This is a genomic window from Streptomyces marokkonensis, from assembly GCF_039539045.1.
Taxonomy (GTDB): domain Bacteria; phylum Actinomycetota; class Actinomycetes; order Streptomycetales; family Streptomycetaceae; genus Streptomyces; species Streptomyces marokkonensis.
In genome coordinates, this window is record NZ_BAABCQ010000081.1 from 23,052 (window position 1) to 33,449 (window position 10,398).

Here is a 10,398-nt window from a genome sequence, read left to right on the forward strand (position 1 = left end):
GGGAAGGGAGCCTACGCCGACAGCTCACGCTCCAGGGGTGTCCGGAACCGCGGGGTGACCCGGGTCGTCCCGACCCAGGACCCCAGCCGTTCCGCCTCCGCCGCGATCGCGGCCTCGGCCTCCCGGCCGGGCCCTTCGCCGCCGGGCCCCTCGCCCTCCAGGATCCGCCAGACGATCTCGCCGTCGGCCCGCTGGGCCCAGCCGCCTATCACGCGGCCGTTCCACCACACCGTCGGGCCGACGTTGCCGCTGCGGTCGAAGAGCATCGGCCGCAGCCCGGGCGCGAGGTACCAGTCCCGGTGCTGCCAGGCCATCGCCGTCGGATCCAGGGCCGGCAGCAGCGCCGCCCACGGCTCGGCGGGCCCGGACAACGCCGGGCCGGACGGAGCCCGGTGAGTGGCCCGGCCCGGTCCGCCGTCTAGTAGGGCGTCCGGTAGTTGATGTACCCGAGCAGAACGATCACCGCGGCCACGCAGCCCAGCACCACGACGGTCGACACCCAGGACGACCGGCGTCCGCGCCCCACGTGCTCGGGATCGGCACGGAAGGGGACCGGTCCGGGTGGGTTCTCCTTCCAGCGCGCGGCGAGCATCCGGGCGCGTGCGGAGGGTTCCTTGTGCTCGGCACCGTCCGCCCACTTGATGTCGAACTCGCGTTCCTCGTCGTCCCGTTCGGACATCGCCGGTCCCTCTCCCCATCCCCTGACTCGAACAACCGTGTCAGTAAACATGATTCCGGGTCCGGTTCCCCCTGTGAAGCTTTTCGGTCACCGAGTCGTCCAACCGACGAGCCGACGACAGTGCCCCCGCCCCCCTGGCAGACAGGAGGCGGGGGCGCCGGTCGACCCGGGCGCCACCGGAAGGCCGTTGGAGTCCGTTGACACCACTGCAAGTGCAGTACTATGTTCTTACCACTTCAGCCAGAGTGATCCGGTTGTCGTCATCAGGAGGTCGCATGCGAAAGCTCGTGTACTACATTGCCGTCAGCCTCGACGGATGCATCGCGGGCCCCGACGGGGCCGACCCCACCGGCGGGCCGGACGCCTTCTGGCCCATCGGCGAGGACTATGTGCGGCACCTCGCCGCCGAATACCCGGAGACACTGCCCGGCCCTGCGCGGGACGCGTTCGGGATCAGCGGGGAAGGCGCGCACTTCGACACCGTCCTCGAAGGGCGCCGGACGTATCAGAACGGCGTGGACGCCGGTATCGACAACGCCTACCCGCACTTGAGGCACCTCGTCTTCTCCCGGGCCCTCACCGAAGCGCCCGATCCCGCCATCGAGATCGTCTCCACGGACCCCGTGGCCAAGGTGCGCGAGCTCAAGCAGGAGGACGGCAAGGGCATCTGGCTGTGCGGGGGCGGCGAGCTGGCCGGGGCGCTCTACTCGGAGATCGACCAGCTGATCGTCAAGCTGGCGCCAATGACGGTCGGGTCGGGAACGCCGCTTTTCGGGCAGAAGACCTCGTTCGACCCGGCGTTCTTCACCCTGACCGACAGCAAGATCCTGGAGAGCGGCACCATCTTCCTCACGTATACGAAGAGGTAGGACGTGAAGCCGTGAAGCCGTGAAGCCGTGAAGCCGTGAAGCCGCAAGAAGGATCGGGCGGTCTCAGGCAGCGGAGGAACGCCTTGAGGGTGTGGCCCGGACGCCTGACTCAGGATGCGTTGAGCCCGGGTGAGCCAACGAGGACCGCCCCCGACCATGGGGGAGCGGCCCTCGCGGCGTTCTGTCATCAAGTCAGGGACTTGTCCGGGCGGTGCGCACTCGGTGCACAAGGGGGAGGCCAGGGCATCGGCCCAGGTCGCCCGACCCGGGTGTCGGTCACACGTCGAAGTACATCTCGAACTCGTGCGGGTGCGGACGCAGCTGCAGCGGCGCGATCTCGTTGGCGCGCTTGAAGTCGATCCACGTCTCGATCAGGTCCGGCGTGAAGACGTCGCCCTGGAGGAGGAACTCGTGGTCGGCCTCCAGGCGGTCCAGGACCGCGCCGAGGGAGGTCGGGACCTGGGCCACGTTCGCGTGCTCCTCGGGAGCCAGCTCGTAGAGGTCCTTGTCGATCGGCTCGGCCGGCTCGATCTTGTTCTTGATGCCGTCCAGGCCGGCCAGGAGCAGGGCCGAGAAGGCCAGGTACGGGTTGCCGGAGGCGTCCGGCGCGCGGAACTCGACGCGCTTGGCCTTCGGGTTCGAGCCCGTGATCGGGATACGCATCGCGGCGGAGCGGTTGCGCTGCGAGTAGACCAGGTTCACCGGCGCCTCGAAGCCCGGCACCAGGCGGTGGTAGGAGTTCACCGTCGGGTTGGTGAAGGCCAGCAGCGACGGGGCGTGCTTGAGGATGCCGCCGATGTAGTAGCGGGCCATGTCCGACAGGCCTGCGTAGCCCTGCTCGTCGTAGAAGAGCGGGTCGCCGCCCGACCACAGCGACTGGTGGACGTGCATGCCCGAGCCGTTGTCGCCGAAGATCGGCTTCGGCATGAAGGTCGCCGTCTTGCCGTTCTTCCAGGCCACGTTCTTCACGATGTACTTGAAGAGCTGGAGGTCGTCGGCCGCGGCGAGCAGCGTGTTGAACTTGTAGTTGATCTCGGCCTGGCCGGCGGTGCCCACCTCGTGGTGCTGGCGCTCGACCTGGAGGCCGGAGCGCTCCAGCTCCAGGGAGATCTCGGCGCGCAGGTCGGCGAAGTGGTCGACCGGCGGGACCGGGAAGTAGCCGCCCTTGTAGCGGACCTTGTAACCGCGGTTGTCCTCCACCGCGCCGGTGTTCCAGGCGCCGGCCTCGGAGTCGATGTGGTAGAAGGACTCGTTCGCGCTGGTGGCGAAGCGGACGGAGTCGAAGACGTAGAACTCCGCCTCCGGCCCGAAGAACGCCGTGTCGGCGATGCCGGTGGAGGCGAGGTAGGCCTCGGCCTTCTTCGCCACGTTCCGCGGGTCGCGGGAGTACTGCTCGCCCGTGATCGGGTCGTGGATGAAGAAGTTGATGTTGAGGGTCTTGTCCCGGCGGAACGGGTCGAGGCGCGCCGTGGACAGGTCGGGGCGCAGGGACATGTCCGACTCGTGGATGGCCTGGAAGCCGCGGATCGAGGACCCGTCGAAGGCCTGCTCGTCGTCGGGGTCGAACGCCGTGGCGGGCAACGTGAAGTGCTGCATGACGCCCGGCAGGTCGCAGAACCGGACGTCGACGAACTTGACGTCCTCGTCCGCGATGTACTTCTTGACGTCGTCGGCGTTCTGGAACATCCAGCTCCTCCTACTCCCGACCGTCCCGCCGGGGTGGTAGATCGTTCGTGCGTCCATTGCGGGTGGCACACGCTTCCTCGACCCTAGGGACGGGTGATTTCTCGGGCGTGACCCATTTGTTTCGCAGAAGTTAACCGGCCTTGTTCCAGCGTAGGCCTCATCCCGGCCCGTCACACCCCGCCGTACGCCGGTCATATACGGGCGCAGTACCGTGGACGGGTGGACAACAGGCAAGCAATCGGGTCGTGGCTTTCCGGGCCGCGCGCGGCCATCGAAGGGGCCGGCGCCGATCTCGGATACCGGGGAGAGCAACTGGGTCTGCCGGAGGACGGGCCGGGCTCGATCGCCCGGCCGGGCAGGCGGCTCGGCGCGCTGGCCGTCGACTGGGGCCTGTGCCTCCTGATCGCATACGGCCTGATCACGGACGGCTACGGCCAGGCGACCGGCAACTGGGCCCTGCTGATCTTCTTCGTACTGAGCGTGCTGACCGTCGGTACGGTCGGCTTCACCCCGGGCAAGCGCCTCTTCGGCCTGCGGGTGGTGGAGCTGAGCACGGGCCGCCCCAGCCCGCCGCGCGCCCTGCTGCGCTCGGTCCTGCTGTGCCTCGCCCTGCCGGCGCTGATCTGGGACCGCGACGGCCGCGGCCTGCACGACCGGGTGGCGCGCACCGTGGAAGTACGGATCTGACGCCCCGAGTCCGGCGGCGACCGCGGGCGGTAGGGCGGTCGTCGGCGGTGCGGTGATCGCGGGCGGTACGACGATGGGGGCGCCCTCGGCCACGCGGCGGTAGCCGCACATCTGCCGAGTCGGGCGCCCCCATCGCCGTACCGGCGTGTCGGAGTCCTGTGGGGTCAGCGCTGCCTGGGGTTGCCACCCTTGGGCATGCGCATGCCCTTCGGCATCGGGCCCTTGGGCATCGGCATGTTGCTCATCAGGTCGCCCAGCGCGCGCAGCCGGTCGTTGGTCGCGGTGACCTGCGGGCCGGACAGGACGCGGGGGAGCTTGAGCATGGTCGTGCGGAGCTTCTTCAGCTCGACCTGGCCCTCGCCGGTGCCCACGATCAGATCGTGCACGGGCACGTCGGCCACGATGCGGTTCATCTTCTTCTTCTCGGCGGCGAGCAGGGACTTGACCCGGTTCGGGTTGCCCTCCGCCACCAGCACGATGCCGGCCTTGCCGACCGCGCGGTGCACCACGTCCTGGTTGCGGTTCATCGCCACCGCGGGGGTCGTCGTCCACTTCCGGCCGATGTTGTCCAGCACGGCCGCTGCGGCGCCCGGCTGGCCCTCCATCTGGCCGAAGGCCGCCCGCTCGGCCCGGCGCCCGAAGACGATCGCCGTCGCGAGGAAGGCGAGCAGCAGGCCCAGGATGCCGAGATAGATGGGGTGACCGATCAGGAAACCGATCGCGAGGAAGACACCGAAGACGACGATGCCGACACCCGCGAGTACAAGACCGATCTTTTTGTCGGCCTTGCGGGTCATCTTGTAGGTCAGAGCGATCTGCTTCAGTCGCCCGGGATTCGCAGCGTCCGCTGCAGGTTCCTTCCTCGCCATGACAGGAAGTCTACGTGCCCCCGAAAGCGCCGACGACGGCAGTGCCCGGCGCGAGGAGACGGGACGGGGTCGGGGAAGACGGGACGGGGGCCGGGGCGGGGTCGGGGGTGTCGTCAGGGGCGGCCTGCGACGGACTGCCCGAGGACGCGCTCCGCCTCGATCCGGTCCTTGGCGCGGCGGCGGTCCTCCAGCACGGAGGTCCAGGCGTTGCGCCGGGCGGTGCGCTGGCCACCGCTCATCAGCAGCGACTCGACGGCGCGCAGCGCGGTGGTGAACGACGGAATCGCGGTGGCGCGGACGGCGGTGGCACGGGCGGCGGTGGCACGAACGGGCGCGGCCTGCATCGTGGTGGTCCCCCCTCGGTACGGCTCCGGGTGCGGAGACGGGTGTACGTGGTGTGATTTCAGGGTCACTGATTGGTGTTACCAGGGCGTGACCCACTGGTCAAACGGACATGAAACCGCGATGCCGGAGGCCGGAACGGCGCCGCGGCCCCGACCGGTGTCCTCATCTGCGAGGACGGTCGGGACCGCGGCGTATCGGCCATTACTGGCCAGTAGTGACTTGTGCGTGAATTCACACGGTGGCGGACCGGCGCTGTTCCATGGCCATTCCGTAGAGCCGCCCGGCCCGGTACGACGACCGCACCAGCGGGCCCGACATCACGCCGGAGAAGCCGATCTGCTCGGCCTCCTGCTGCAGTTCCACGAACTCCTGCGGCTTGACCCAGCGCTCCACGGGGTGGTGGCGCACCGACGGGCGCAGGTACTGCGTGATGGTGATCAGCTCGCAGCCGGCCTCGTGCAACTGCCGCAGCGCCTCGCTGATCTCCTCACGGGTCTCGCCCATGCCGAGGATCAGGTTCGACTTCGTGACCAGACCGTGGTCGCGGGCGTCGGTGATGACCTTCAGGGAGCGCTCGTACCGGAAGCCGGGGCGGATGCGCTTGAAGATCCGGGGGACCGTCTCGACGTTGTGCGCGAAGACCTCGGGGCGGGAGGCGAAGACCTCCTGGAGGAGTTCCGGCACCGCGTTGAAGTCGGGCGCGAGCAGCTCGACCTTGGTCCGACCGTCCTCGCGCTCCGCCGTCTGCTGGTGGATCTGGCGGACCGTCTCGGCGTACAGCCAGGCGCCGCCGTCGGGCAGGTCGTCACGGGCGACGCCGGTGATGGTCGCGTAGTTCAGGTCCATGGTGACCACGGACTCGCCGACCCGGCGCGGCTCGTCGCGGTCGAGCGCCTCGGGCTTGCCGGTGTCGATCTGGCAGAAGTCACAGCGCCGGGTGCACTGGTCGCCACCGATGAGGAAGGTCGCCTCGCGGTCCTCCCAGCACTCGTAGATGTTGGGACAGCCGGCTTCCTGGCAGACGGTGTGCAGGCCCTCGCTCTTCACGAGGTTCTGCATCTTGGTGTACTCGGGGCCCATTTTCGCCCGGGTCTTGATCCACTCGGGCTTGCGCTCGATGGGGGTCTGGCTGTTGCGGACCTCCAGGCGCAGCATCTTGCGTCCGTCGGGTGCGACTGCGGACACGACCGGCTCCCTAGCGTTTGATTCTTCGGCGCCTTTAAGCGTACGCCCGTTGATTTGAATGCCCGGCGAGGGTGCTGGCCTCGCCGGAGGCTGCCGGCCCCCAGGCCCCCGCTTCGGTCTGAACGACCTCGTCCTCGAACGCCGGACGGGCTGGATTTATGCCGCCGGCGCTGTTCGGGCCGTCGCCTTCTCGATCACCCGCGGCTTCAGGTCCGCGTTCTCCAGGACGTCTCGCAGGTGGCGTTCGGCCACCGGGAGTACGTCCTCGACGGGCACGTCGCGGCCGAGTTCGTTCGCCAGGGAGGCGACGCCCGCGTCGCGGATGCCGCACGGGATGATCCTGTCGAACCACTTGTTGTCGGGGTTCACGTTCAGGGCGAAGCCGTGCATGGTGACGCCCTTGGCGACCCGGATGCCGATCGCGGCGATCTTGCGGTCCTCGCGGCGCTGCCCCGCGTTGGACGGGGCGTACTCCGGCCCGTTCATCCGCGGGTCGAACTCGTCGTCGGTCAGCCGGGGGTCGAAGTCCAGGGAGAGTCCCGCCCGTCGCCCGCCACCACCCTCAGCCGAAGCGCTGCGCGCTGCCCCTCCATATGGCGCCGGGCGCCGCTCCACCGGGTCGCCGAGGACCCACACTCCGCTGCGGCCCTCGACCCGGCTGGTCGCCAGCCCGAACTCCGCGCAGGTGCGGATCAGGGCCTCCTCCAGCCGCCGTACGTGCGCGACCACGTCCACCGGGCGCGGGAGCTTCTGGATCGGGTAACCGACCAGCTGGCCCGGACCGTGCCAGGTGATCTTGCCGCCGCGGTCCACGTCGACGACCGGCGTGCCGTCCAGCGGGCGCTCGCTGTCCTCGGTGCGCCGGCCGGCGGTGTAGACCGGCGGGTGTTCGAGGAGCAGCACCGTGTCGGGGACCTCGTCGGCGAACCGCGCGGCGTGCACCCGGCGCTGTTCGTCCCACGCCTCCTGGTACTCGACGCGTTCGGCACCGAACCCCATTCGGACGAACCGCAGCTCACTCACGGCAAGTGCCTCCCTGGAAGGTCGTAAGGCACGAACCGTGCCCACGCCACTGTACGACCGCCCGTTCGTCGTCAGCCGGGCGGGCAATCCTCACACGATCGGATGAATACTGGGCGAATTGTGCGATCGAGTGCTTACTCTCCGCTACATTCGCGCCGTTCACGAGGCCATAAGGGCTGCTCATAGGCGCTCCGGGCACATCGAACGGCCCGGAAGGCAGGAGACCGCACCGCACCATGACGGAACGACCCGCGCAGCGCACCCCCAACCGCCAGCTCGCCGCGCTCATCGCCGAAGCGGGGTTCTCCAACGCGGGTCTCGCGCGTCGCGTCGACCAGCTCGGACTCGAACACGGCCTGGACCTGAGATACGACAAGACGTCCGTCACCCGGTGGCTGCGCGGCCAGCAGCCCCGCGGCACCACCCCGGCCCTGATCGCCGAGGTCTTCACCCGGCGCCTGGGCCGCCGCCTCACCGCCCAGGACCTCGGCCTCGACGCCTGCGCGCCCGTCTACGCGGGGCTGGAGTTCGCCGCCGGCCCGGAGGAGGCCGTCGACATCGTCGGCGGGCTGTGGCGCAAGGACTCCGGCAGCCACGCCGAACTGCGCAAGATCGCCTTCACCCCGGCGGGCCTCGTCGTGCCCAGCCGGGACTGGCTCATCGGCCGCGCCGACGAGAAGGTGGCCCGTACCGAGGTGCCCGTCCGCATCCCCGCGCAGGGCCGGCCGGCGGCGCCCAGGATCGCCGTGCCGCTCGACCCGTCCCGCCGGCGGGCCCCCGCCGAACGCGGCCCCGGCCAGAGGGTCACCGGTGGCGACCTCGCCGCGCTGCGCTCGGTCGGCGAGCTGTTCCGCAGCCTGGACGACCGGTACGGCGGCGGGCACGCCCGCCAGGCCCTGGTGCGCTACCTGGAGCACGAGCTGGAGCCGATGCTGCGCGGCACCTACGGCGAGCAGACCGGCCGCCGCCTGTTCGCCGCCGCCGCCGACCTGACCCGGCTCGCGGGCTGGACGTCGTACGACATCGCCGCGCACGGACTCGCCCAGCGCTACTTCGTGCAGGCGCTGCGGCTGTCGCAGGCGGCGGGGGACCGGGCGTACGGCTCCTATGTGCTGGTCACCATGAGCCGCCAGGCCGTCTACCTGGGGCACGGGCGCGAGGCCGTGCAGCTCGCGCGGGTGGCGCAGCAGGGTGTGGGGACCTCCGCTCCGCCGGTCGTGCAGACGCTGCTGCACGCCGCCGAGGCGCGGGCGCACGGCCTGCTCGGCGAGGTGCGGGCCTGCACCGCCTCGCTGGTCCGGGCGGAGCGAGCCCTGGAGACCGCCCGGCCCGGCGACGAGGTGCCGCACTGGGCGCGCTTCTTCGACGAGGCGCAGCTCGCCGACGAGTTCGGGCACTGCCACCGTGATCTGCAGCAGTTCCGCGCCGCCGCCCAGCACGCGGAGCGCTCACTGCAACTGCGCGCCCCCGTCTACGCCCGCAGCCGGGTGTTCTGCCGGGTCGTCCTGGCCACCGCCCGCCTCGGCCTGGGCGAACTCGACCAGGCCTGTCAGCTGGCCGCCGAGGCGGCCGGGCAGGCGGCCGAGATGCGGTCGGTGCGAGCGGCGGAGTACGTACGCGACTTCGAACGGCGCCTGGAGCCGTACCGGGACGCGGCGCCGGTGCGGGGGTACCGGGACAAGGTGGCGGCGCTGGGGTAGTGGCACCGGCGCCGGGGCGGACGACGACGGACGGACCGGTCACCTCCGGAGCCGGGGTGACCGGTCGTGAGGGACGCCGGACCGGACCCAGTCGTCTCCGCCCGCGGACAACGACGCCAAGGCACACCTGTAGGTGCGGACCCCGGACGGCAGGGTGGAGGTCCGCGGGGACACCGGGACGTACTTCCGGTTCTGCCCCCGAAGGCACCACCCTGAACACGCTGCTGGTGGTGGCCGGCCTCCAGCGGACGATCGAGGAATGCTTCCGGACCGCGAAGAGCGAGTGCGGCCCGGGCCACCACCAGGGCTGCAAGTACCACGCCCGGTATCGGCACATCACACCGGCCATGGCGGTCAACGTCTGCCTGGCGGCGGTCCGTGCGCAGCAGCTCGAAAAAGGGGGGCTCGCGGGCGCTTGGGCGTAGGTGTCGTCAGCGCCGGCGGGGCCGGGCGGCGGCCTGGGCGGCGCCCGTGGTGAGACAGCCGGCGGCCACCACGGTGGCCATCAGGCCCGCGGTGACCCCGGCGTGAGTACGTCGTGCGGACACGATGGGACACTCACTTCTACCCGGCGCTGTACGGGATCTGGTCATGAACGGCATCAGCCCGTCACGCGGATCTCGACCAGGACGGACTGAGCACCGCCAACGGTTCCTTCGCCCACGCTCTTGAATTCGTCCTCGGCCAGCTCGACCGTCTGTGTCTGGCCTTCCGAGGTCAGGTCCGCGCTGACGGGCTGCTCGCTGGCCTGAAGGGCGAAGACACGAGGCAGTTCAAGGGTGAGGTGGCCGGTGGCCGCGGTGGTCTCGAAGCAGTACGTGCCCTCTCGGCCGGCAGTCGAGTCCGCGACGGTGAAAACCGTGATCTGGTCAGCACTCTGGTCGCACTCGGCAAGCAGGATATGGCCGTCCCCCCGCTTCAGCTTGATCCCTTTGTCCGCCAGAATCCTCTCCGCTCCGGGGTAATTGAAATCTTCGACGGTGTGTGGTATTTCGCCATCCGCCGCACGCGGGGCGGTGGGGGTTTCCGCCGAAGCCAGGGTGGAAAAGCCAGTAGCCGCAGTAGCGGCTATGAGGGTGGACGCCAGCATTATCCGAGTGCGTGATCTCATTCCAATTCCTCCAGTAATGCGCGGTGAGCCCTCGCTGCCTGAATTGCTGGCAGTCGGAACCTCAGTTGTGGGAAGAGAGGTGTTTCGAAGGTAATGCGAGCTGCTGGATGACCGATGGTGTCAGGAAACCTGATCCTCAACGGTAGTTTGCTGTCTTCTCTGAGCCGGTTGCGTGTACCTGTCGTTATGCCCCCCGGCAAGTGGATCAGAGGGTATCAAACAGTCATTCGAGAAGCACCCCCGT

The 10,398-nt window shown here is 69.7% G+C and carries 11 protein-coding genes and 1 pseudogene; 4 read left to right on the forward strand and 8 right to left on the reverse strand.

The window, feature by feature from the left end; translation table 11 throughout:
• Positions 1 to 11 precede the first annotated feature (11 nt).
• Both ABEA26_RS20660 and ABEA26_RS20665 read right to left on the reverse strand, forming a co-directional pair.
• Positions 12 to 422, reverse strand: a pseudogene (locus ABEA26_RS20660) (DNA glycosylase AlkZ-like family protein); the annotation flags it as partial.
• Positions 419 to 679, reverse strand: a complete 261-nt coding sequence (locus ABEA26_RS20665; RefSeq protein ID WP_345594268.1) for an SCO2583/SCO2584 N-terminal domain-containing protein — start codon at positions 677 to 679, stop codon at positions 419 to 421. The pseudogene ABEA26_RS20660 and the gene ABEA26_RS20665, both read right to left, overlap by 4 nt.
• A 275-nt stretch (positions 680 to 954) precedes the next feature.
• On the opposite strand from ABEA26_RS20665, the gene ABEA26_RS20670 reads away from it, so the two are divergent.
• Positions 955 to 1,548 (forward strand): dihydrofolate reductase family protein, encoded by a 594-nt coding sequence (locus ABEA26_RS20670; protein WP_345594270.1) that lies wholly within the window; start codon positions 955 to 957, stop codon positions 1,546 to 1,548.
• 276 nt (positions 1,549 to 1,824) lie between these two features.
• Here the strand turns inward: ABEA26_RS20670 and glnA are convergent, their stop codons facing one another.
• A complete protein-coding gene (glnA, locus tag ABEA26_RS20675) occupies positions 1,825 to 3,234 on the reverse strand; it encodes a type I glutamate--ammonia ligase (protein ID WP_345594272.1) in 1,410 nt (469 codons plus the stop codon).
• 219 nt (positions 3,235 to 3,453) lie between these two features.
• On the opposite strand from glnA, the gene ABEA26_RS20680 reads away from it, so the two are divergent.
• On the forward strand, positions 3,454 to 3,921 hold the full coding sequence (locus ABEA26_RS20680; RefSeq protein WP_345594273.1) for an RDD family protein: 468 nt from the start codon (positions 3,454 to 3,456) through the stop codon (positions 3,919 to 3,921).
• A gap of 164 nt (positions 3,922 to 4,085) precedes the next feature.
• Here ABEA26_RS20680 and ABEA26_RS20685 read toward each other — a convergent pair whose 3' ends face one another.
• From ABEA26_RS20685 to lipB, 4 genes are all read right to left on the reverse strand, one after another.
• Positions 4,086 to 4,790, reverse strand: a complete 705-nt coding sequence (locus ABEA26_RS20685) for a DUF4191 domain-containing protein (RefSeq protein WP_345594275.1) — start codon at positions 4,788 to 4,790, stop codon at positions 4,086 to 4,088.
• Between the two features lie 113 nt (positions 4,791 to 4,903).
• Complete coding sequence (locus ABEA26_RS20690) at positions 4,904 to 5,134, reverse strand: SCO2195 family GlnR-regulated protein (RefSeq protein ID WP_345594277.1); 231 nt, start codon at positions 5,132 to 5,134, stop codon at positions 4,904 to 4,906.
• Positions 5,135 to 5,366: 232 nt separating this feature from the next.
• Positions 5,367 to 6,320 (reverse strand): lipoyl synthase, encoded by a 954-nt coding sequence (gene lipA, locus ABEA26_RS20695; protein WP_345594279.1) that lies wholly within the window; start codon positions 6,318 to 6,320, stop codon positions 5,367 to 5,369.
• Between the two features lie 156 nt (positions 6,321 to 6,476).
• Complete coding sequence (lipB, locus tag ABEA26_RS20700) at positions 6,477 to 7,343, reverse strand: lipoyl(octanoyl) transferase LipB (RefSeq protein ID WP_345594281.1); 867 nt, start codon at positions 7,341 to 7,343, stop codon at positions 6,477 to 6,479.
• A 236-nt stretch (positions 7,344 to 7,579) separates the two neighbouring features.
• On the opposite strand from lipB, the gene ABEA26_RS20705 reads away from it, so the two are divergent.
• A complete protein-coding gene (locus ABEA26_RS20705; protein ID WP_345594283.1) occupies positions 7,580 to 9,043 on the forward strand; it encodes an NsdA family TPR-like regulatory protein in 1,464 nt (487 codons plus the stop codon).
• 230 nt (positions 9,044 to 9,273) lie between these two features.
• Entirely contained in the window at positions 9,274 to 9,468 is a 195-nt protein-coding gene (locus tag ABEA26_RS20710) for a hypothetical protein (RefSeq protein WP_345594285.1), read from the forward strand.
• Between the two features lie 176 nt (positions 9,469 to 9,644).
• Here the strand turns inward: ABEA26_RS20710 and ABEA26_RS20715 are convergent, their stop codons facing one another.
• Positions 9,645 to 10,133, reverse strand: a complete 489-nt coding sequence (locus tag ABEA26_RS20715) for a hypothetical protein (RefSeq protein WP_345594287.1) — start codon at positions 10,131 to 10,133, stop codon at positions 9,645 to 9,647.
• Positions 10,134 to 10,398: the final 265 nt, after the last annotated feature.